Annotated in this window: 11 protein-coding genes, 2 tRNA genes and 1 CRISPR repeat array; of the genes, 8 read left to right on the forward strand and 5 right to left on the reverse strand. The window is 60.9% G+C overall.

The window, feature by feature from the left end:
• Positions 1 to 144 precede the first annotated feature (144 nt).
• From Q0K12_RS09680 to Q0K12_RS09690, 3 genes are all read right to left on the reverse strand, one after another.
• The gene (locus tag Q0K12_RS09680) at positions 145 to 747 is read right to left on the reverse strand and encodes a helix-turn-helix domain-containing protein (RefSeq protein WP_297262408.1); all 603 of its coding nucleotides are present in this window, start codon (positions 745 to 747) and stop codon (positions 145 to 147) included.
• Between the two features lie 410 nt (positions 748 to 1157).
• Positions 1158 to 1234, reverse strand: a tRNA-Glu gene (locus Q0K12_RS09685).
• Positions 1235 to 1251: 17 nt separating this feature from the next.
• A tRNA-Gln gene (locus Q0K12_RS09690) sits at positions 1252 to 1326 on the reverse strand.
• 431 nt (positions 1327 to 1757) lie between these two features.
• On the opposite strand from Q0K12_RS09690, the gene drmD reads away from it, so the two are divergent.
• The 8 genes from drmD to Q0K12_RS09730 all read left to right on the forward strand — a co-directional run bounded on the left by drmD (position 1758) and on the right by Q0K12_RS09730 (position 19173).
• Complete coding sequence (gene drmD, locus Q0K12_RS09695; RefSeq protein WP_297262410.1) at positions 1758 to 4880, forward strand: DISARM system SNF2-like helicase DrmD; 3123 nt, start codon at positions 1758 to 1760, stop codon at positions 4878 to 4880.
• 393 nt (positions 4881 to 5273) lie between these two features.
• On the forward strand, positions 5274 to 9482 hold the full coding sequence (locus tag Q0K12_RS09700; protein WP_297262412.1) for a DNA methyltransferase: 4209 nt from the start codon (positions 5274 to 5276) through the stop codon (positions 9480 to 9482).
• A gap of 81 nt (positions 9483 to 9563) precedes the next feature.
• Positions 9564 to 10970 carry a hypothetical protein gene (locus Q0K12_RS09705; protein ID WP_297262414.1) on the forward strand — a complete coding sequence of 469 codons (1407 nt, stop codon included), beginning with the start codon at positions 9564 to 9566 and terminating at the stop codon, positions 10968 to 10970.
• Between the two features lie 73 nt (positions 10971 to 11043).
• On the forward strand, positions 11044 to 14559 hold the full coding sequence (gene drmA, locus Q0K12_RS09710) for a DISARM system helicase DrmA (protein WP_297262416.1): 3516 nt from the start codon (positions 11044 to 11046) through the stop codon (positions 14557 to 14559).
• Between the two features lie 3 nt (positions 14560 to 14562).
• The gene (locus Q0K12_RS09715; protein WP_297262418.1) at positions 14563 to 16398 is read left to right on the forward strand and encodes a DUF1998 domain-containing protein; all 1836 of its coding nucleotides are present in this window, start codon (positions 14563 to 14565) and stop codon (positions 16396 to 16398) included.
• On the forward strand, positions 16388 to 17143 hold the full coding sequence (drmC, locus tag Q0K12_RS09720; RefSeq protein WP_297262420.1) for a DISARM system phospholipase D-like protein DrmC: 756 nt from the start codon (positions 16388 to 16390) through the stop codon (positions 17141 to 17143). The genes Q0K12_RS09715 and drmC overlap by 11 nt, the downstream gene beginning before the upstream one ends.
• 804 nt (positions 17144 to 17947) lie before the next feature.
• Complete coding sequence (gene cas6, locus Q0K12_RS09725; RefSeq protein WP_297262422.1) at positions 17948 to 18667, forward strand: CRISPR system precrRNA processing endoribonuclease RAMP protein Cas6; 720 nt, start codon at positions 17948 to 17950, stop codon at positions 18665 to 18667.
• Positions 18668 to 18855: 188 nt separating this feature from the next.
• Positions 18856 to 19173: a hypothetical protein gene (locus Q0K12_RS09730; protein ID WP_297262424.1), complete on the forward strand. Its 318-nt coding sequence runs from the start codon at positions 18856 to 18858 to the stop codon at positions 19171 to 19173.
• Positions 19174 to 19666: 493 nt separating this feature from the next.
• Here Q0K12_RS09730 and cas2 read toward each other — a convergent pair whose 3' ends face one another.
• Positions 19667 to 19933 carry a CRISPR-associated endonuclease Cas2 gene (gene cas2, locus Q0K12_RS09735; RefSeq protein WP_297262426.1) on the reverse strand — a complete coding sequence of 89 codons (267 nt, stop codon included), beginning with the start codon at positions 19931 to 19933 and terminating at the stop codon, positions 19667 to 19669.
• Positions 19918 to 20949: a CRISPR-associated endonuclease Cas1 gene (cas1, locus tag Q0K12_RS09740; RefSeq protein ID WP_297262428.1), complete on the reverse strand. Its 1032-nt coding sequence runs from the start codon at positions 20947 to 20949 to the stop codon at positions 19918 to 19920. Before cas1 ends, cas2 begins: the two co-directional genes overlap by 16 nt.
• 511 nt (positions 20950 to 21460) lie before the next feature.
• Positions 21461 to 23639: a CRISPR direct-repeat array (repeat unit 35 nt; unit sequence CTTGCACAGACCTCTGAGCTCGGAGGGGTTACGAC).
• Position 23640 lies beyond the last annotated feature (1 nt).

The raw sequence follows: 23640 nt of genomic DNA on the forward strand, positions 1-23640 counted from the left end.
TCGCCACGGCGGCAGGGGATGACGGCAGCTCATCCAGCCAGCGTTGCCCGCGCAGCCAGTTGACGAGTTGCGGCACAAATCGTCCGTTTTCGCGCTTCCAGCTCAAGCTTTCCCGGAAGCGAGACAACGCCTCAAGCAACGCCTCTAAAGTAGGCAGCACGCCGCGCCGCCAGAGACGATGCCATGCAGACCGTGCCAACTCTTTGGCTTCCTTTCGCGGATATGCTGCCCAGAACTTTTCAAAAAAATAGTTGGCAGATAAAAAATCCCCCCCCCACGAGGATGTTGTGTCACAGGAGGTTTGTTTGCTGTTTGAGGAACGGGGGTAGGGGGATTATTTGTATTTTTATTCTTCGTAAGATTATTTCTGTAGCCAGAATTTGGCTCCTCATAGTCAACTTTTGGCTGCGGAGCCGCAGCAGCATCCGCAGAACGCAGACCCTCCGGCAGACCCTCCGGTTGCAAGAGAAGGTAGGTCAGCGACCGAAAACGCCCAGGGCAAATCGCAAGCAGCCCAGCCTTTTGAAGCTCGCGGATATAGTTTTTCACCGTACTGACGCTGCACCCCATGCCCTCGGCAAGCGTCCCTTGCGAAGGCCAGCACCGGTCTTTCTCACCAGCATAATTGCAGAGCAGCGCATACATGATCTTTGCTCCTTGTGAGATGCGAAGCTTGAGTACAAATGTGGGCAGGATCGGGCCAAAAATTTTTCCCTTTGGTGCAAAGCTCTTCGCCAGTTCTTCCATTATTTTTTTCTCCCAAAGTTTTCAGTTTTGGGCGAAAAAAAGGTCAAAACATAGCGTCTCAATAATTGACATTGAGCCTCGTGAGAGGTATGTTTTTCTCACTTCGAGTTGGTGAGAAAAACACCGCCATGAGAAGCCTTCCGTGTGACAGCACGGAAGGCTTTTCGCCTTTTTTATCGACCACCGATCTTCACTTTCCAAAACCCCGTAAACGCAAAAAACGCACGACCGCTAACGGACGTGCGTTTATGCTGTTAGGTGCGACGAGTGTGCCGAGAAAATGAAGGGGAGAGCGGAGAGGCGGAGAACACCGCCAAGAAGAGAAACGGCCTGCCGGGAGGGGAAGGATAAAAAAGAAAAACGCAGTGACTGCATGGCCGAACCATGCAAAATCACTGCGATAATTCTCTTGGCGTCCCCAAGGGGATTTGAACCCCTGTCGACGGCGTGAAAGGCCGTTGTCCTGGGCCGGCTAGACGATGGGGACGCACTATGAAGTTGTGTTGGCTGGGCTGCAAGGACTCGAACCTTGATTAGCGGAGCCAGAATCCGCCGTCCTGCCAATTGAACGACAGCCCAACGCGCAAGAGGTAAGCTACCCAAACTGCCTCCCGTTGTCAACAACAAAAAAAGCTTCTACGCCTAGTTGTAACGGCTTGATATGCGTGGCCTCCCCAACATGAAAGGGCGAATCTGCCACCATGATCGTCCCTATCCAACCGAAATAACAGGACTATTGTGTTTCCGATAGGCTGTTCACCCTTTCCCTCACTCACTCGCTTGTTGGTTTGTCTGGTAACTTCCAACTTACCGAATGAGGAAAGGGTGAACAACCTATCGGAACACAACATCTAGGGATCCGCTTTGATGCAGGATAATCCGCCGCCCCTGTGCTCAGCCATGCTTTCTCCGGTGCGCGCCTGATCCCGCTGGCAAGCCGCGGACATTTGTGCTATGTTTGGGTGGCCCTGTTTTTTTCAGATACCGCCCCAAGAAGCAAAGGACAGATCATGACGACAGCGCCGGAAGTCGGCCAGACCGTGGTCGTGCGCGGCAGGCCCTACCTTGTGGAAGAATGCGTCTCGCAGGCCCTGCCGGGAAGCTCCCGGGCAGGGCAGCATTTCGTCAGCCTGTCCTGCCTTGATGAGGATGCGCTCGATGAACGCCTGAACGTCATCTGGGAGCTTGAGCCCGGCGCGGAAGCGCGGGAAGCCTCGTCCCTGCCCGCCATGCGGCACTGCGACGATCCGCGCGATCTGGAGGCCTTTCTCCACGCCGTGCGCTGGGGCATCGTTTCGCAGATGGATCATACCTCCATGCAGGCGCCGTTCCGCAGCGGCGTGGAGCCGGAGGACTACCAGCTGGAACCCGTGGCCCGCGCCCTGACCATGCCGCGCGTCAACCTGCTGCTGGCTGATGACGTCGGCCTCGGCAAGACCATTGAAGCCGGTCTGACCATGCAGGAGCTCATGTTGCGCAATCGCGTCGCCTCCGTGCTCATTGTCTGCCCCGCATCCCTGCAGTACCAGTGGCGGGACGAAATGCGCGACAAGTTCGGCCTGGAGTTCCGCATCATCAACAGTGAGGCCGTTTCCCGGCTGCGGCGGCAGCGTGGCATCCATGTCAATCCCTGGACGCACTTCCCCCGCCTGATCACCTCCATCGACTATCTCAAGCAGGATCGCGTCTTTCAGCGCTTTTGCGAAACGCTGCCGCCGGACGGCGAAAGCAGCTGGCCGCGCCGGTACGATCTGCTGATCGTGGACGAGGCGCACAACATCGCGCCCGCCGGTTCCCTGCATTATGCCAAACCCTCGCAGCGGACGCGCATCATCCGGCGCATGGCGCGTCACTTCGAGCACCGCATCTTCCTGACGGCGACCCCGCACAATGGCTATCGGGAAAGCTTCTCCGCACTGCTGGAAATCCTGGATGATCAGCGCTTCATGCGCGGCGTGCAGCCTTCTCCCGAAGCCCTCGGACAGGTGCTGATCCGGCGCATGAAAAGCGAGATCGTCAACTTTGACGGCACCCCGCGTTTCCCCCGGCGGGAGATCCACTCGCTGGAAGTGGACTACAGCCCTGAAGAGCGTGAGGGCCATGTCTTGCTGCGGCGCTACGCCCGACTTTGCATGAGCCACCTTGGCGGCGAGGGCAAAACGTCCCTGACGGCTCTGCAATTTGTGCTCAAGCTGCTGAAAAAGCGTCTGTTCTCATCACCACAGGCATTTGCGAAAACGCTGGCGCGCCATACGGAAAGCCGAAAGCTCCATGCCCGGCCGGCGCCGGTCACCCAGTTCTTTCTGCCTGATCTTGAAGAGCTGACGGACGCGGAGGCGGAAGAGGCCGTGGAAGACGCCCTGACGCTGTCCGGCGCGTGTCTGCCGTCCCCGGATACCGAAGAAGAAAAACTGCTGCGCGCCCTGCGGCGCTGGGCCGAAGGCCCCGCCAGACAAAAGGACGCCAAGGCCGCGCGGCTGCTGGACTGGCTGCGCGAGACCCTCCGTCCCGGCGGCGTCTGGACGGAAACGCGCGTCGTCATCTTTACCGAGTATCTCGATACGCAGGATTATCTTGCCGATCTGCTGACACGGGCCGGACTCGGCGGCGAGCGGCTGATCTGCCTGAACGGCCTCGTTTCGCCGCTGGAGCGGGAAAGGGCCAAAGCCGCCTTTCAGGCCTCGCCGTCCGATTCGCCCGTGCGCATCCTGCTGGGGACGGACGCCGCGTCGGAAGGCATCAACCTGCAAAACCACTGCTCGCGCCTGCTGCATTATGAGATCCCGTGGAACCCCAGCCGCCTGGAGCAGCGCAACGGCCGCGTTGACCGCCACGGACAGCAGGCGCCGACCGTGGACATCTTCCATTTTGTGCCCGCCAATTTTGATGCTTCGGCGGCGGAAGGCGACGTGCTGCGCGATGACCTCGAATTCCTCCATCGTGTGGTTCACAAGGTCGAGAACATCCGGCAGGACCTCGGCAAGGTCGGCCCCGTCATTGCCGAACAGGTGGAAAAGGCCATGCTTGCCGACGGCGGCGTTTCCCGCTCTCTGGATACGGGCCGTGCCGAAGCCGAAGCGCGGGCCGCCCGCCGCTGCCTGCAGCTGGACCGCGACCTGCGCCGCATCCTGGAAGATGTCCATGCCAAAATGGAACATACGCGGCAAGCTCTCCTGCTGACGCCCGCCCATGTGCGCCATACCGTGGACGTGGCCCTGCGCCTGGCCCAGCAGCCGCCGCTGGAACCTGTGCGGGTCGAGGGCATCCCCGACGGCCACGCCTTCCGACTGCCGCCCTTCAGCGGCGCGTGGGCACGCTGTCTTGAAGGCAATGCCCATCCCTACACCGGCACGCCGCGCCCCATCGTCTTTAGTGGTGACGAGGCCGCCGGCAGGGATCATGTGGTGCTGGCCCACCTCAACCACCAGCTCGTGCGCATGAGCCTCCGCCTGCTGCGGGCGCAGCTCTGGACATCCCCCCGGGACTGCCGCCTGCATCGTGTGGCCTGCCATATCGTGCCCTCATCCTTTCTGGCGGACCCCGTCGTGGTGGCCCTCGGCCGCATCATCGTCGTCGGCGGCACCAGTCAGCGCATTTTCGAGGAAATGATCATGGCCGGCGGGCGCATCCGCAACGGGCGCTTTGCCCGCATGGGCGTTCAGGAGCTGGAAACCTTCTGGGGCAACGCCATGCAGCAGCCCCCCATGCCGCGCCGTGAGGAACTGGAGGAGCGCCTGCGCGACAACCTGTGGCCGCGCACGGCCCCCGCACTCTATCAGGCACTGCAAGCCCGCTGCGATGAACGGCTGAAAACGCTGGCCAGCCGCATGGAACGCCGGGCCAATGAGGAGGTCGCCCGCTTCGAGGCCATCATGGACGAACTGGCTGCCGCCATCCGCGCCCAGCTTGAGGTCATGCAGACGCCGCGGCAGCTTTCGCTGTTCGATGATGAGGAGCGCGAAGCCTTCCAGGCCGATGTCGCGGTGCTGAAAGAGCGCCTGCGCCGTATCCCCGGCGAAAAGGCCGAGGAAAGCCGCCACCTGCGGGCACGTTACGAAGATCCCCGGCAAACCCTGTTCCCGCTGGCCGTCCTCTGGTTCGTCCCCGCCTCCCTCGCGCGGGCCGGTATGTAGCGCGTTTCCGTTTTTGGGTCCTGCTGGCACTAGTTGCTGTCTGTTCGGGGGAAGGGGACCCCCTCGCCTCGCGCGGGAGGGCCCAGCCTTTTCGTAGCGAAGTGAGAAAAGGCGTTCCCGTCATGCTTCCCCCAGGCCCCCCATCCCTTCCCCAGCGTGCTTTTACCGGGGGAAGAGACAGGGCACGAGGCGACCCCGCCCCAAAGACAAGCGGAGCGTGTACAGCTTGTTTGATTTGTTTGTTGAAATTATGTGTAAAATTCGTGGTGAGCATTTCAGCTTTGAAAAAAATGGAGCGAGGCGGCCGTGGGGCGACTGGGGCAAGGGGCCGCGCGCCGCGGATGGCGTGAGAACGTCCGTTGTGGACGAGGAGAACAACAAGGATCTGCGTATATGGCCGTGTCATCGCTGAACGAGCATCTGGAATGGTTGTCGCTGCTGGATGTTTCCGGTCCCTTTCTGACATTGCCGGTGCTGCTGGAGCGCCTGCCGGACGGGCTGGATCCGCTGGAGGCAACGGCGGCGGGGCGGTTGCGGGCCGCGCTCGCCGCGCGGGACGCGGATCGCCGCAGTCCCGCGGCCTGCCGGGAATTCGTGCGCTTCGTCCTGTCCGAGCTGCTGGAATATGATGCCGGAGTGCTGGTGGAGGCGGAAGGGCATCCCCATGCCCCCTGCCTGAGCCTGCCGGAAATGGGGGTGGAGCTGCGCCCGGACTGGCTCTTGCTGCCCCCGGCGGCGGGCGCGCCGGACGATGTGCTGGAGCTGGACGCCCCGACCGCATCCGCCCCGGAAGAGACGCGGCGGCCTGTCATGCTGATCGGCATCGCGCCGGGCCGGCCGCTGGAAGCGCCCCAGCCGGAACAGGCCTGTTCCTGGAGCCCGGCCCGCCGCATGGTCGAGCTGTGCCGGGCCTCCGGCGTGCCGCTGGGGCTTGTGAGCGACGGCGAACAGTTCATGCTGGTCTATGCCCGCCAGAACAGGACCTCGTCCCTTGTTTCCTGGTATGCCCGATTCTGGCTGGAGGAACGCATAACCCTGCGTTCCTTCGTGACCCTGCTGCATATGCGGCGCTTCTTTTCGCTGGCGGAGGAGTTCACCCTGCCGCGCCTCATGGAGCAGAGCGCCAATGCGCAGCAGGATGTCACCGAAAAGCTGGGCCTGCAGGTACGCGGCGCCATAACCGAATTCCTGCGGGCAGTGGACCGGCTGGACAGGCGGATGGATACGCCCATGCTGCAAGGGCTCTCGCCCCGGCTGCTCTACGAGGCCGCACTGACCGTCATGATGCGGCTGGTCTTCCTGCTTTCCGCCGAGGAGAGGGGGCTGCTGCGGCTGGGCGACCCCGTCTATGATGAAGCCTATGCCGTCTCGACGCTGTGCGAAAGCCTGCGGGAACAGGCCGACAGGCACGGGGAGGAGGTCCTCAGCTACCGGCACGACGCCTGGGTGCGCCTGCTCTCCCTGTTCCGGGCCGTGTTCGGCGGCATCCGGCATGAGGCGCTGCTCCTGCCCGCCTATGGCGGATCGCTCTTTGATCCCGATGTCTACCCCTTTCTGGAAGGCCGCCCGCACGGCAGTTGCTGGCGGGACGCGCCCGCCCGTCCCCTGCCCGTGGACAATCGCGTGATCCTGCACATGCTGGAGTCCCTGCAATTCCTGCGGGACCGCCGCACGACGGGGCGGGATGAAGCCGTGCGCCTGTCCTTTCGCGCGCTGGGCGTGGAACAGATCGGGCACGTGTACGAAGGCCTGCTGGACCGCACGGCCACGCGGGCGGACGACGTGCTGCTGGGTCTGGCGGCCGGGCAGCGGGAGGATCCGTTCCTTTCGCTGACGGAAGCCGAAACGCTCATGCGGCAGGGGGAGGACGCCCTGCTGCGGCGTCTGGCCGACCTGACGCACAGCCAGAAGGGCGCACTGCAAAAACGCTTGCGCGGAGATGCCCCACGCGGCCGCGGCGGAAGGCAGGCCAGCCTGCCGGCGGCGGACGAGACGCGGGCCGAGGCCGAACGGCAGCGCGCCCGCCTGCATCTGGCCTGCGACGGCGACGCCGCCCTGACCGCACGCATACTGCCCTTTGTCGGCCTGCTGCGCCGGGACAGCTTCGACATGCCCGTGGTCATCCCCGCCGGGGGCCTGTATGTGACGGCCGGCAGCCAGCGCAGGGATACCGGGACGCATTATACGCCGCGCCCCCTCACGGAGCTGATCGTGGCCGCCACGCTGGAACCGCACGTCTACGACGGCCCGGCGGAAGGGATTCCGCGCGGGCAGTGGCGGCTGCGCTCGCCCGATGCGCTGCTCTCCCTGAAAATCTGCGACATGAGCATGGGCTCCGGGGCCTTTCTGGTGCAGGCCTGCCGCTATCTGGCGGAACGCCTGCTGGAAGCCTGGAACCACACGCCGCCCGCAAGCCCCCTGCCAGAGGACGCCGAGGAACGCGCGGCGCTGGCCCGGCGCATGGTGGCGGACCGCTGCCTCTACGGCGTGGACAACAACCCCCTTGCCGTGGAGATGGCCAAGCTCTCCCTCTGGCTGATCACCCTGCAAAAGGAGCGCCCCTTTACCTTTCTGGATCACGCCCTGCGCTGCGGGGATGCCCTGCTCGGCATCGTGAGCGCGCAACAGTTGGAGGATTTTTCCCTCACGCCGGAAAAGGGGGCGCTCGTCTTCGGCTCCACGGACATGCGGGAGGCCGTGCGCGCCGCGCGCGAGGCCCGCGACGCGCTGGAACGCCTGCCCTCGGATACGCCGCTCAATGTGGAACGCAAGGCCGCCTGTCTGGCCGAGGCCGAGACGCACGTGGCCCGGCTGCGCCTGCGGGCCGACGCCCTGATCCTGGCCGCCTTGCGGGCGCGGGGCAAGCTGGAGGAGAGCGCGCGCTATCAGCTGGTGGACAAGCTGCTGCATCCCGCCTTTTGCCATGATGCCGACGCCCTTGCCCGCTGGCTGGAGGAGGAACGGCGGGCGCTCCTGCGGGGCGGCGGCACGGCCACGACGGAAAAGGCCGCCGACGCCAATCCCGGCCTGACCCATCCCCTGCACTGGGCGCTGGAATTCCCCGAAGTCTTTGAGCGGGAAAATCCCGGCTTCGACGCCCTGGTGGGCAATCCGCCCTTTCTGGGCAGCCAGCGCATGAGGGAGGCGCTGGGCAATGCCTACCGGGAATATCTGGTGGAGGTGCTGGCCGGCGGCCAACGCGGGCAGGCCGATCTCGTCGCCTATTTCTTCCGCCGCGCCGCGCAGTTGACGCGGGCCGGCGGCGACTTCGGCCTTATCGCCACCAATACCCTTGCCCAGGGCGACACCCGCGAGGCCGGGCTGCTGCCCCTGGAGCGGGCGGGCTGCCGCATCCGCGCGGCCTGGCCGGATATGCCGTGGGAAGGCAATGCCACGGTCTGCACCAGTCAGGTCGTCATCCGCAGGCCCGGCGCGCGGCCCTATGACGGCCCCATTTTGCTGAACGGCGCACCCGTAAACACCATTTCTTCCTTTCTCAAGGCCGGGGAAGAGGACTGGGAGGCGCGGCCCCTCAGGGAAAATGCGGGGATCAGCTTTCAGGGGTCCATCATACTGGGCACGGGCTTTCTCACCGAGGAAGACCAGGCCCGGCAGTGGATCGCCGAAGACGGGCGCAATGCCGCTGTGCTCTTTCCTTACCTCAACGGCGAGGATCTGACGTCCAGTCCAGACCAGGCGCCGTCCCGCTGGGTCATCAATTTCTGGGACTGGGACGAGTCTGTAGCTTTTGGCTATCCAAAACCTTTTGAACAAGTCAAGGAACGGGTTTTTCCTGAAAGACTGCACTGTAAAAGAAAGCAAAGACGGGAAACGTGGTGGCAATTTGCAGAGAAAGCGTCAGGTCTCTACCACGCCCTTGGTCGCGGTGAAGCCTTTGTCAAACATCCCAAGGGCTGGAAGACCTTTCCGCCCCTGCAGCGTGTGCTTGTGATAAGTCAGGTTTCAAAGCATGGACTATTTTCTTTTGTCGAGAATAATTCTGTATTTGCCATGATGCTTATAGTATTCGCCTCCGACGATGCGGCCTTGTTCGGCCTGTTGCAGTCCTCATTGCATCAGGCCTGGGCGCGCAAGATGAGTTCCACCATGCGTTCCGACCTGCGCTATACGCCATCCAGCGCCTTTGACACCTTCCCGCGCCCGGCGGCGGACAGGCTGGACGGGCTGCGGGACTGTGCGGAGCGGCTGCACGCCCTGCGTGCCGCCATCATGCGGCGGGAGGACATCGGCCTGACCAAACTGTACAATGCCCTGCATGATGCGGAGAGCCGCCTGCCGGACGTGGAGGCCCTGCGCGCCGCCCATGCGGAGCTGGACAGGCTGGCCGCCGCGGCCTACGGCTGGGACGATCTGGACATGGACCATGCTTTCCGTCAGGTGGCGTACCTGCCGGAGAACGACCGCACACGCCACACCATAGCCGAAACGACGCGGCTGGAGATATTGCGCCGCCTGTCGGCCCTGAACCGGGAGCGCTACGAAACGGAGCAAAAGGCCGCCGCGGAGGCGACGCCCCGCAAAACGGGCATGCGCCGCAAAAAGGGCGGTACGGGCGGCATGGAGCAGGGGGCGCTGCTGTGAGCGGGGGGAGTTGCATTAATCTTTGAAAAGCGTTATTTGTTAATATATTTTAAACTCTACCGTTTGAATAAGGAGCCTCCGATGCTTGTTTTTCGCACAATCTTTCCGTTGAATCCTGCGGCGACATTGCAGCAGCTCATAGATATCTCCATAGAATGGATTGACAATTCTCCCGAGTATGTCATGCGGGAAAAGCTTGGAGACTTGTATGGGCAGAAAGAGTTTGAGCGTTCCGAAGGAAATGAATCCTTTAAGTGCTTTAGGTACACGGCGGAAAACAACGAATATGCGTGCCTCTGCTTTGAAAAAAGAGCTGATGCCGAGAAATGGCGGACCGAGTACGTTTACAAAAAAACGGAACAGGATGTGCACGCTTCCTGTGCAGTATATTTTGAAACAACTGATTTTCAAAATAAATTGAATACGATCAAGAAGCCATATATCATGAAATTGCTTGGCCAGAAAATAGGATTTGGTCAGGATATTCAATTTCCGACACTAGATATACCTCATAGGTTATCTTCCGAAACGGTAGAGCATGATATAGAGCGTGCAAGGGATATCATTTGCGGGAATTTCAGGGGTTGTCTTCCCTGTGTGTATGTCAGTGTCGGGCGCGATGGTGCATATCCTGTGAATATCACTACACTCAGCCAGATGCTTTCAGGCATGGCGCATGTCTTTGTTGAGCCGAATATTTATTTTTCACAAGACTTGCGTATCAAAACACGAGGAATGAACCCCTACTATGGTGCTGTAGGGATCTATTTTCCTGGAACGACAAACAAGAAGATTCTTTTGCCTCAGTATGAGGGTGGAAAGACTCTGACTATTCGAAAAATTTTTGATTCGGTCAAGAATGCGCTGAATTTTGGCTATCTTCCTGACGACTTATCCTATTCTGATATTCGTGCGCTGGTCTTGCAGGAAAAGCTGGGTGACCTCAAGGAGCAGGAGAATCAGGATGAGCTGCTGTCGATGGCATTTCAGGAAAGTGAGGAACTGCGCCGCGATTTGAATCTGAAAAAAATCAGCATCGAGGAGTTGAAAGAAAAAATAAGGTATCTTGAGTCTAAGTTGGAAGAGAGTTCCGATAGGTTGCTTTTGCGTGGAGATATGATTGATTCCTACAAGGGGCAGGTACATGATACTCTTGTTCAGATCCTTGAAGATGTGAACAAGGGACTGCCGGACGGCAGCAGGAAGAAGAATATTCTCAAGGCTGTGCTGCAGGCCAACCCCAAAGTGGGGGAGCGAAAGAAGATCGAGAAAAAACTGAAGGATATCTTTACCGGTTATTCTTCCATGAATGCCCACATCAAATCTGCTCTGCGTACACTTGGTTTTACAGTTGAAACGGGCGGAAGCCATTTGAAGATTTATTTTTCAGATTACAGGGAGATGGCCTGTACGCTGCCTACTTCCGGCAGTGATAGCCAGCGGGGCTGGAAGAACAACCTTTCCGACTTGAAGAAGAAACTGCTTTAGTTATGCTGCCTCACGTCGCAGACCTGCTCTACTCCTTGTCATTCACCCTCTAACTGCACTATGGACGGCAACCATGACCACGCCATTTGCCATGCGGGAAGAACTCATAGACCTGCTGCGGCGGGATCTGCTGGGACCGGCGGACGGGCCGGAGGAAGAGCTTTCGCCGCTGGAGCGGCAGGTGACGCGGCGGTATCTGGTCGGCATGCTGGCCCCCGGCGGCAAGCCGCTTCCCGGCTCGGCCGGGAGCGGGGACGCGCCTTCGCTGGAGGAGGACGGCGACACGGCGCAGAGCGACGAAGCGCAAACGGATACGCTGGCCACGGCGGGCAGCGACGGCCCGGACGGCATCACGGAACGGGAACCGGTGCTGGTGGACAGCCTGCTGCCGTCAAGCGCCGGCCTGTCGTTCCTTGTGGACGGCGCGGAAGAGGCGTTGCTCGTAAGGACAGGCTGGGGGCGCTATGAGCGGCGGGAGAGCGAGGATGACGCCGATGCCGGGCCGAAGGGCCGCACGGCGCAGGTCTGGAAACGTCGGCCGGTGGAGCCGGAAGCCGTGCGCCTGCCCCTGCGGGAAGGGGACGACGGCAGGCTGCTCGTCCCGGAAAGCCAGGTGCGGCTGACGTGGCGCATCCGCCGCCGGGAGAGCTGGTGGCATGTCACGATCTTTCTGGTCAACGCGGCCTCGCGCGCTCATGTCCGGGATGACGGGTTCTGGATATTCCAGCCGGAATTGTGCGTGGAAAGTGCCGACGGGCTGCGGCGTCCCATCCTGGTGCAGCAACAGGGCGTGGAATGGCGGCGCCAGGATCTGGATCCTGATGAGCGGATGGAGATGGAAGGGCTGGAGCTGCGCTACCGGCATTGCCGCATTTTCGGCAAGGGGCATGGCTGCGCCGTACGCACCCTGCGGGAGGAGAGTGACCCGCCGGAACGGGCGCGCATGCTGGCCATTGATTTTTTGCCCGTGGCCCATGTGCCGGGGCAGACGCCGCGCACGGAAGAGGACGATGCCGGCTTGCGAGGCATCTGTCTGGACATGCACGAGCTTGCCCATATGCCGAAGGATGAGCTGCTGGAAAATCTGCGGCGCATCACCGCCGCCTATGGCGTGTGGGTGGAAAGTCTGCCGGGGCAGGTGCGGGAGGCCGCCCTTGCCCGGAGTGCCGCGGCGGCGCAGGAGGATGCCCGGCGGGCCTTGCGGCGCATGGAAGAGGGCATGGACGTGCTGGAGGCGGACGATGCCGCGCTGCGCGCCTTTCGCTTTACCAATCAGGCCATGCACTACCAGCGTGTCCACAGCATCTATGCCCGGCGCGTGCACGGAGCGCAGCTCGACCCGCTGACCCGGAAGCAGTGGCTCACGGAAGGCAATATCCCGCGCAATCGCAGCTGGCGTCTCTTCCAGCTGGCCTTTGTCATCAGCAATATCCCCACCCTGGCCGACCCTCTGCATCCCGAACGCAGCGGCGAGGCGTATGAGGCCGTGGCGGAGCTGCTCTGGTTCTCCACCGGCGGCGGCAAGACGGAAGCCTATCTGGGCCTGACGGCCTTTACGCTGGCCCTGCGGCGACTGCATCCGCGGTTGGGAGGGCTGGACGCCGGGCATGGCGTGGGGGTCTTCATGCGCTACACCTTGCGTCTGCTGACCTTGCAGCAGTTCCAGCGCGCGGCGGCCCTGATGTGCGCCTGCGAGATGCTGCGCAGGAAGGACCCGAAGACGTGGGGTGAGGAGCCGTTCCGCCTTGGCTTGTGGGTGGGTTCGAGCTCCACGCCCAACCGGCTGGAGAGCGCCGCCCGGCAACTGGGCGGCGGAAACGGAGCGGCGTCTTCCGGCTACGGCTCACCGTTGCAGTTCAGCACCTGTCCGTGGTGCGGCGCGCCCATCGCGAAAAAAGATATGTGCGTACGGCAGGGGACGAACAGCGCCGGCCGCTGCCTGACATTTTGCGGCGACAACAGCGGACAATGTTCCTTTGCCCAGAAAAACTCCCCGCAGGAAGGGCTGCCCGTCATGGTGGTGGACGAGGAGATCTATCGCCGCCCGCCCTCCCTGCTCATCTCCACCGTGGACAAGTTCGCCCAGATGCCCTGGAAGGGGGAAACGGCCATGCTGTTCGGCCGGGTCTCCGGCCTCTGCCCCCGGCACGGTTTCCTGTCGCCGGATGTGGATGAAAGCGTGGGGACGCGGCACAGGAAATATAAGGACATGCCCGAAGCCGTCATCGCCGCGCACGGCTGGCTGCGTCCTCCCGATCTGATCATCCAGGACGAACTGCATTTGATCAGCGGGCCGCTCGGCTCCATGACGGCCCTGTACGAAAACGCCGTGGATGCGCTGTGCCGCTGGCAGCTGGACGGCCGCACGGTGCGACCGAGGGTCATTGCCTCCACGGCGACCATCCGCCGGGCCGCCGAGCAGGTACGCCGCCTGTTCAATCGGCGCGTGGAGGTCTTTCCGCCTCCGGGGGTGGACAGCCGCGACAACTTCTTTTCGCTGGAGCGGCCCGTCAGCGAGCAGTGCCCGGGGCGCGTCTATGCGGGCATATGCTCCATCGGGCAGCGCATCCCCCCGACGACGGTGCGTCTGTATGCCACGGTCATGGCGGCGGCGCAGAGCCTTTTTGAGCAATACGGCGTCGATGCCGATCCGTGGATGACGGCGGTCGGTTACTTCAACTCCGTGCGCGAGCTGGCGGGGACCCGCCGTCTGGTAGAGGACGAAGTGAAAAGCCGCCTGGCAGACCCCCGGCAGCGCGGCGGCCTTGTCCGGCGGCGCATTGCCCGGACGGAGGAACTGACCTCACGGCAGGCGAGCCACAAGATACCGGGCATCCTGGAGCGGCTGGGCAACCGCTTTGATCCCGCGGGCAGCGGCGGAGAGGGGGAGGACTGGACGCGGAAACCCTATGACGTCGTTCTGGCGACCAATATGATCTCCGTGGGCGTGGACGTGGAGCGTCTGGGGCTGATGGTCATGCTGGGGCAGCCCAAAACGACCTCGGAATATATCCAGGCCAGCAGCCGCGTGGGGCGTTCCTCCCGCGCGCCGGGGCTGGTGCTGACGCTCTACAACTGGGCTCGTCCGCGTGACTTGTCGCATTTTGAGGATTTTTACGGCTATCATGCGGCCTTTCAGCGGCATGTGGAGGCGCTTTCCGTCACGCCCTTCGCCGGGCGGGCGCTGGATCGCGGGCTGGCGGGCGTGCTGGTCTCTCTGGTGCGCCTGCTGTCGCTGGAGCTGAACGGCAACACGTCGGTAAAGGAGATGCCGCAGCGGGAGGCGCTGTTCCAGCAGGCTTGCGGCATGCTGCTGCAACGGGCGGGAGAGATCGCGCAGGATGTGGCTGTCGTGGAGCAGATACGGAACATGCTGGATAATCTGCGTGATGCCTGGCTCACGCAGATACGTCAATGCAGGACGGTGGGGCTGTCCTATTCCCCCACGAGTGCAACAGTGAACCTGCTGCAACCGCCGGACAGGACGCAGGAGCCCTTTGCCTGCCCCAACAGTCTGCGCGATGTGGAAAAGACCGTCAATCTTGTGCTGGATACCGACGGGACAGGTCTGTCCTGCGACAAGGAGTAGCCTATGGCAGTCATGGGAGAAGTGCGCCCAAGTCAGCTCATGTTCACGTTCGGCCTCGGCGCCACACTGGATCTGCCGGAATTTTCGGCCCTCGTGCTGGGGCTGGACTTCTGGAACAGGGAGCTGTGCACGCCGGTCTCCGAGTCCCGTCTGCTGGCCGCCGTGCAGCGTCTTGTGGGGCCGCAGGTGCGCGAGCTGCGCCTGCCCCCAGTGCAGGATGGCAAAACGGAACAGCCCGAGGCAGGCGTGCCCGTCGTGCCGTTCCCGCGCTGGATGCGCTGCACGGGCTGCGGGATCATGGCCTCGCTGGACGACGGCATGTTTGAAAAACGGGAGTGGGCGCGCATGCCTGCCCAATTCGTGCATACGCATTGCGACGCGGTCAGGAATCGCAGGAATCCCCCGCGGGCTGTGCCGGTGCGCTTCCTGCTGGCCTGCGCCAACGGACACCTTGCGGATGTGCCGTGGAACGACTTCGTGCATGACGGTCATCCGTGTGCAAATCCGGAACTGCATATGAACGAGTTCGGCATCACCGGCGATCTGTCGGATATCGTCGTTTTTTGCAAAAACTGCAAAAATAAAAAGTCGCTGACGCAGCTGGAAACGGCCTTGCGCGGCAAGCAGTCCCCGTATTCATGCAGCGGTCTGCATCCCCACTTGCGCCGGCAGGATCAGGAGCCGTGCGAAGCCCGTCCGCATCTCGTCAATCTGGGGGCCTCGAACCTCTGGTTCTCCCAGACCGTGAGCGTGCTCTCCATCCCGGATCAGCAGGGCAGGCTGGCGAGTATCGTGCGTCAGAACTGGACTGAACTGTCAGACGTGACGAACACCGTCGTCGTGGAGCATTTTGCCCACCCCAGGCGCATTGCCGCATTGATGGACTTCCCTCCCGAGGATGTCCTGCGGGCCATCGAAGCGGAGCGGCAGGGCGTCAATGACGTAGATGAGCCGGACGACATCAAGCTGCCGGAGTGGGAGATCTTCAGCGGGCAGCGGCAACTGGAGACCTCCCCCGTGCTGGAAGTCCGTTCCGTGGCGGCTCCGCGCGGCTTTGAGAATGTTTTCGATACCAGCATGCTTGTGCCGCGTCTGAGCGAAGTACGCGCCATGTACGGCTTTACCCGGCTGAACACCCAGCAGGAGCTGGATCTGGGCATCGTGGCCGAGCAGAATGTCGTGTCGCTGACCCGGGCCAGGCCCACATGGCTGCCTGCCTACGAAAGCCGCGGCGAAGGCATCTTCCTGCGCCTGCGGGAGGATCGGCTGCAAGCGTGGGAGCGGCTCCCCACTGTACAGGAACACGACGCCGCCTTTTACCGGGCGCATCAGGCATGGCGCAAAAGTCGCCGTTTCCCTGATCCGGAAGGTGGCTATCCCGGTCTGCGCTTCGTCCTGCTGCATACCCTTGCCCATGCGCTCATGCAGCAGATCGTGCTGGACTGCGGCTACACGGCGGCCAGTATCCGCGAACGCCTGTATTGCCGCACGCCCGGCATGCCCGGCGGCCCGATGGCGGGTTTTTTGCTGTATACGGCGGCCACGGACAGCGAGGGCACCCTGGGCGGGCTGGTGTCGCTGGGCGGCCCGGAAACGCTGGGGCGCTATATCGCGCAGGCATTGGAGAACATGCGCCTCTGCGCTTCCGATCCCCTGTGCGCCGAGCGTCTGCCGGATGCCGACGGGCGCGGCATACACGGGGCAGCCTGCCATGCCTGCCTGTTCAGTCCTGAAACGTCCTGCGAATGCGGCAACCGCTATCTGGACAGGAACGTGCTGGTGGATACTTTTGCCGCCCGGCAGGGGGGACTTGCCTTCTGGGGGACGCGTGAAGCCTGAGGCGCTGGCTGCCCTCCATGCCTTTTGTGCGGCGGTACCGCTGGCGCTCGTGCGCCGGCTTGCGGACTACCTACATTCGGAGGCGGTCGGCGTCTCGGCCGAAAGTTGCCGCAGTCGCTTCGGATTGGGCTGTGAAGCCTTTTTTGCCTTTCGCAGGCTGACGGCCTTCTTTGCCGCCCCTGCGGAGCTGGCAACGGCACTGGAGATCGGAGCTTTTTTTCTCGACCAGGCCCGCAGCCGGACAAGTTCCCTCGTCTGGTCCGGGCCTGCCTGCGTGTTGCAGCCGGTCCGCACGACAGAGCAGGTTCTGCTGGACATCATCGAGGACGCACAAAAGGAGATCCTTCTGGTTAGTTTCGCGGCCTACCGCGTGCCCACTCTCCTGCACGCCCTGCGGGAGGCGTTGCGCCGGGGCGTTTGCGTGCGCTTTGTGCTGGAGACCGCCAAAGATTCCGAAGGGCAGTTGCGGCACAACGCCGCCAATGCCTTTGCTCAGCTTCGAGGGGCATTTTTCTATCACTGGCCGTCGGATCGACGCCCCAGAAACAGGGCGGGGCATCCCGCCAAGATGCACGCCAAATGCGCCGCCAATGAAACGTCCTTCCTCATCACCAGCGCCAATCTGACCGGGGATGGCATCAATGGCAATATGGAGCTCGGCATCCTGCATCACGATCCTGAAAAAGCGGCCCTCTTGCTGGCGCAGTTCGATCAGCTCATCAGCAGCGGTGAGTTGCGGCAGTGAGAGGGCATGTTGGTGGTTGCTTTCTGACAGGAGTCACGGCCTGCTGACAGGCAAAAGCTATCGTTCCCGCCACTGGCGGCACAAGCGGACAAACAATCCGCTGGAACGCCTGGACCATGAACGTCACTGCCGAACGCGGGGTAGTGGGAAGCATTCCTGCCGGTCACGCAGCGCTCTCCCGGCTGCGCTTATGGTTGCCGGAAATGGAGAACTCAGCGTATCTCCCCTGCGTCAGCAAGAAAAGTGTCGCTCGCAAGGACGCGTCCGGGAAATCCTGCCTGACTTGTCAGGCTGCCTCAGAAAATGTGCGCCTGATCCTGTACACTGCCAACTCTTATGTCTCTGCCCTCGTTTTGGATTATCCTTGCAGACGCCCTGTGGAGCTGAAAAAAATTTTTCAAATCTGTGGGGCATCTGGTGGGGCAAACCCGCCCCACAACGAAAAAACCCTCACGCTTGCTCGTAAGGGCTTGATCTCTTTTTGGCGTCCCCAAGGGGATTTGACCCCCTGCCGACGGCGTGAAAGGGTGAATCTGCCACCGGGAGCGTCCGCATCCCACCGAAACAACAGGACTGCGCCGGGAAGTTTCCGAACAACCCCTTTCCAGAACCGTTACCCTCAACAGAGGTGGAGCCGCCCCCCTTGCTTTTCCCGTCCGACACGTTCACCCTTGCGGCATGGATGACGTTCATTGTGTGGACATGCAATTCGAGGCCCTCCGCCCCATCCGGAGCCTGCCCCCCTTCCACGGTGCGCGCTGGAGCGCGTGGCTGCGCTTCGCTAGCGTGCACGCAGGCCTGTGCATGGATGATCTGCTCCATGCCCTGTTGCCCCTCCGCAACGGCGCTGAGCCCGTCTGGCGGGGGGAGCGCCTGACGCTGCGTCTGCTGATCCCCTCACAAACTCTGCCGGTGTTGCCGCGCCTTGCGCGGGCCATGCTGGATATGCCGCCCCGGGGCGAATTTTCCGGCCGGAGCCTGCATTTTACGGGCTTTCAGGACGGCATCGACGGTTCGCCGCTCCAGCCGGGAGAGCTGACGCCGCATACTGTCGCGCCATTGTCGGCGGAACTGCTGGCGGAGCGCATCGAGGCCGTGCGGCGTGGCGGATGCCGGCGTCTGACTTTCACAACGCCGCTGCGGCTGACGCTGCCCGCAGGCGAAAAAAAAGCGGCGGACGGCGTGCGCCGATTTTGCGATGCGGACTTTTTCCGGCAGGGAAACGCGCTGAGGCATCTGCTGGGGCATATCCGCCTGCTGCCGCCGGTCGTCTGCGGGGCGGAGATGCGTGTGGAGAGCGTGCGGCTGCACTGGGCGGACATGCGCTATAGCAGGGAACGCGCCGTGGCGCTGGGCGGGCTGGTTGGAGAAATATGCCTCACGGGCCGCCCTGATGCGGAGACGGCGCGACGGCTGGTGCTGGGCGAATATCTGGGGGCGGGCAAGAACGCCCGCTTCGGCCTGGGCTTTTGGCGGCTCACGGCGGAGGAGGGCGGCTATGGCGAGACGGTGGGGCATCGCTGATGCGGCCCGCCGTGGCCGAACAGGGCCGAAAGTCCATCCGGTCGGGTGATGGGGGGGCCGTATGCGAAAAGCGGCGGCTTTCTCCCGCTGTCGTCGTGAAAGTCGCGGCAGCATGGCGGCGCGTCCTCGGGCATAAACGAATCCCTCTGGTGCGCTGCCGGCAAGAAAGAGCTGCTTGTACGCGGCGGATGACGCAGGCGGCGGGAAAAAACGAGAGCGCGCATGGGAAGCCTCCTTGGAAAAGGTTGCAGAGTAAGAAAAATCAGTTGCGCAGTTCGCGGATGGCGGCGCTGAAAGCGGTGGAAAGAGCCAGCAGCAAAAGCGGATGCATGGGAAGACCTCCTTGGATGTGGTTATACGGAAATGGTGAAAACCTCGAAAAAAAGGATGGCGGCAAAGGGGGATCAGTCGCGCAGTTTGCGGACGGTCGCGGTGACGGCCAGATCCACGGCGGTGCTGACGAGCAGGGTAAGGAACCAGGGCATAAAAACCTCCTTGAGATTTAGTAGGATAGCGAATGACGCAGTTACGCCTGACTTAGCCAAGCAGGGTCGGCAGGGGAACGGGATGCGGGAGTATGCGCATATGTGAGACCTCCAGTATGAAAAGTGAAACAAGTAGGCCCTAGTCGTCGAGCAGGGTATGGAGAAGACTGCGGATGATGTCGGCAAGAAGATCGACGGTTTCAGGAGCAAGATTGGACATGGCAAACCTCCGAAAGGCTGATTGAGATGATGGTGATGCCGTTAGCGGCAAAGGGCCCGGACCGCGGAATTGATGACGATGATGATGGTGATGGGGAACATGCCTGCCTCCATTGGGTTGACGATAAATGAAGCGTTTGCGTTATTATTAGCAGGATGCGTGCCAATTTAGATTTTCACTTTATTATACTGAATTTATTATATTTTTATTTCTTTCTGAAATTGATTTTATGTTAAAATTAATACATTTTTATTAAAATTTTAATAAAAAATCATGCACTGTCATTGCCACCGGTCAGGCCACCAGCGTCAGGGGCGGTTCCGGGCCGCTTTGCCGGGCCGCCGCAAAGCAGGCGTCGCAGCAGGGGATAAGGAGCAGGCTGTCCGTATCCTCCAGTATGGCAAGCAGGCTCGCCTCCAGCCTCGCGAGGGCGGCGCTCGTTCCCTCCAGAAGAAAGATGGACTTTTGCAGGCGTGTGGCTCCTTGCCGCTCCAGGCGGCTGACTACGCGACTGCGGGTGCGGGGGAGGGTGATGTCATACGCGATCAGATAACGGGGCATGGGCGTATCCTCAGGGCATTGCAGGAACTTCCACCAGCAATCTGCCGGGCAAAGGCCCGGGCGGTATCCTCAAGATGGTCATTGAGCGTACGGCAGCGTGCCTGCCATGCGCCATCCACATGAACATAAAGCGACAGCCGACGGGAAAACATCTCCTCAAAGCTGTTCATCACCAGACGGAAGGCATCCTGATCCCGCAGGATGCAACGTCCGTTACGCCGATCGAAGTGCCGGGGGGCCAACTGCCCGCGGCGGACAAGACGCAGGACGGTAGCGTCCACCAGGGGACGCCATTGCTCCATGATGTCGGAGGCAAGCGCGCAATGCCGTCCCCTGCCGGCATGGAAGAAGCCCGTCCGGGGATCAAGGCCCGCATGACGCAGGGCGGAGGCAAGGCGGTTGTGCAGCAGACCATAGCCCAGAGAAAGAAGGACATTGACGGGGTCCGGCGCGGGATGGGCCTTGCGTCCCAGCCAGGGGAAAGGGCCGCTCAGCGACTGCCAGCAGGAAAAGTACAGCCGTGCCCCCAGCCCTTCCGCACCGCGCAGCTGTTCAGGCGTAGCGGCACGGCCCAGACGCTCCCGGCAGGCATCCCAACCTTGCGGGATGGGGCAGCGTCGGCGCAGCACCTCGCGGGCATTGTCCATTCGGGCCAGCAGTATGGCGCGCGCCAGCTCCAGCGCCGCCGCGGAGCGGCAAAACTCTCCCTGTCGGACCACAGTTCTGTCGGCCGGGTCCTCAAGCGAAAGCAGCTGGCCCAGGGGCCGCCCAAACGGATCCAGCCAGTCCACGGGAATCCCGGCACGCATGAGCCGGTACAGGATGGCGCTTTCCACTCCCGGCCTGCCCAGCAGCACCACACGGCGAATATCCGCCAGCGCGCAGACATCCTCGGTATCGCCGCGCTGATGCACAAGATGCTTGCCGCGCAGGAATACGCTGCCGGCGGTATGCCGGAAGTAGAGGGTCCGCTTGCATTCCAGATGACGGGACAAACTGTGCAGGGTCGTGGACATATGGCCTCCGCATGAGTTGTTACGCTTTTCTGTTATGTATAAGCCATATTCATGCCAAACCATCTTTTTCTGATAAAACAGCATATTACATGTTTTTCATGCGAGAGTGGCTCACTTTTTTTATAAAATTTTCGTGAAAAATATAAAAATTGGCGAAAGGGTATCAGGTTCGATGTCCCCTTCCGGTTTAACCCCTGTCAGGCGCAGGAGCAGGAGCGCAACATCATGCTATCTATTTGAAATAAAAAATTTTTCAGAAGAATGCCGAACAAACCTCCAGCGTTTTGTTTCACGATTTTTTTATATCATCTCAACATATTGATTTTATTTGTAAAGATAATTTTTCGTCCGCAAGATGTTTCATAAGATCCGCATATTAGCAAAATCAGCATGTTAGCATGATCTTGAGAATGATTATCGAGCTTTTTACCGCAGCGGAGAGGTCATGAGGGGGAGGTTTGTATTTTGCCCCCCGCAAAGCGTTGACAGGCGCGGGTTTCTGAGGGATGCTCTTGCACAGACCTCTGAGCTCGGAGGGGTTACGACTTTTTGATAAGTATCGGTAGCTACTACCGCATACTTGCACAGACCTCTGAGCTCGGAGGGGTTACGACTTCTTCTACTGACGCATCAATATCAGTGGAGCCTTGCACAGACCTCTGAGCTCGGAGGGGTTACGACTCATCTCTCTGAACTATGGTGACGAGTATATACTTGCACAGACCTCTGAGCTCGGAGGGGTTACGACGATGGAGGTTTCGCCTAATGCAGCCTTGACTGCTTGCACAGACCTCTGAGCTCGGAGGGGTTACGACTAGATATTCGCATCACAGTATTTTCTATTTCTTGCACAGACCTCTGAGCTCGGAGGGGTTACGACACGTGATTTTACACCATTGGCTTCTGCAATACTTGCACAGACCTCTGAGCTCGGAGGGGTTACGACAAGTATTTTGTGAAATTCTCCAATCGTCATTTCTTGCACAGACCTCTGAGCTCGGAGGGGTTACGACACAGAATCGCTGTTTCTGCAACTTTTTAATATTCTTGCACAGACCTCTGAGCTCGGAGGGGTTACGACCAGGGCTTGGCGAATATTTATCGCCTCGTTAACTTGCACAGACCTCTGAGCTCGGAGGGGTTACGACGACCTCCGTATATCTTTTTGGAGATTCATCGACTTGCACAGACCTCTGAGCTCGGAGGGGTTACGACCAGGGGGAGGGGCACCGCGCCCTTTCCCCTCTTGCACAGACCTCTGAGCTCGGAGGGGTTACGACCCCTTCCGTCGATTTCAATGGTATCCCCCGAATACTTGCACAGACCTCTGAGCTCGGAGGGGTTACGACCTATAGAGATCCTCTACAGATTCCACCTCTCCGCTTGCACAGACCTCTGAGCTCGGAGGGGTTACGACTCTAGAAGCGGAGGAACACGTGGTGTCGGCAAGGCTTGCACAGACCTCTGAGCTCGGAGGGGTTACGACAATGGGGAGTCAGGTTGATAAACTTCATAAGCTTGCACAGACCTCTGAGCTCGGAGGGGTTACGACAGCCGTGTTCTCCTGTTATAGGTTTAAGAAAGCTTGCACAGACCTCTGAGCTCGGAGGGGTTACGACCCATCGCAAATAAGGGCTACGCTGGCGTTCGGCTTGCACAGACCTCTGAGCTCGGAGGGGTTACGACTTATCACATGATGCTACGATGATTCTTCTGACTTGCACAGACCTCTGAGCTCGGAGGGGTTACGACGATGACGACGCTGATGATGATGGCTGCTCCCGCTTGCACAGACCTCTGAGCTCGGAGGGGTTACGACAGTATATGGCGCAGGACTGAAAGATTCAATGGCTTGCACAGACCTCTGAGCTCGGAGGGGTTACGACCGTATAACGACGGCGACGACGTCGCCAGTCTCCTTGCACAGACCTCTGAGCTCGGAGGGGTTACGACGAATACCATAGATTCAGACAATTTCGCGATACTTGCACAGACCTCTGAGCTCGGAGGGGTTACGACGATAAGTTGCCTTGAGCATGATGAACCTGTCCACTTGCACAGACCTCTGAGCTCGGAGGGGTTACGACACATTCATTTTAATCAACATAGCAAGTTCTCCCTTGCACAGACCTCTGAGCTCGGAGGGGTTACGACATAGTCTTTGGAGTTCCAATAGGTCTCGAAGTCTTGCACAGACCTCTGAGCTCGGAGGGGTTACGACCTGCCAGCCATTAGCCTTCATTGCCTTAAAAAGTTGCACAGACCTCTGAGCTCGGAGGGGTTACGACCGATAGATGACACACATCATCAATGCGGCGACTTGCACAGACCTCTGAGCTCGGAGGGGTTACGACTTTAACATCAGCGCCGTGACCTCGTACGCATCTTGCACAGACCTCTGAGCTCGGAGGGGTTACGACCGGTATACGCGCCCGGAAAATGTTACGAAAAACTTGCACAGACCTCTGAGCTCGGAGGGGTTACGACGCGCGGACAGCAGCCTGGAACTTCACGCGTAACCTTGCACAGACCTCTGAGCTCGGAGGGGTTACGACGGAAGGTTTTCAACCTCCCCGAACTGCATCCCCTTGCACAGACCTCTGAGCTCGGAGGGGTTACGACTTGTCGATTATGTCGATTACTTCCGAATATTTTCTTGCACAGACCTCTGAGCTCGGAGGGGTTACGACA

Origin of the sequence: uncultured Desulfovibrio sp. (assembly GCF_944324525.1) — a bacterium.
GTDB lineage: Bacteria > Desulfobacterota > Desulfovibrionia > Desulfovibrionales > Desulfovibrionaceae > Desulfovibrio.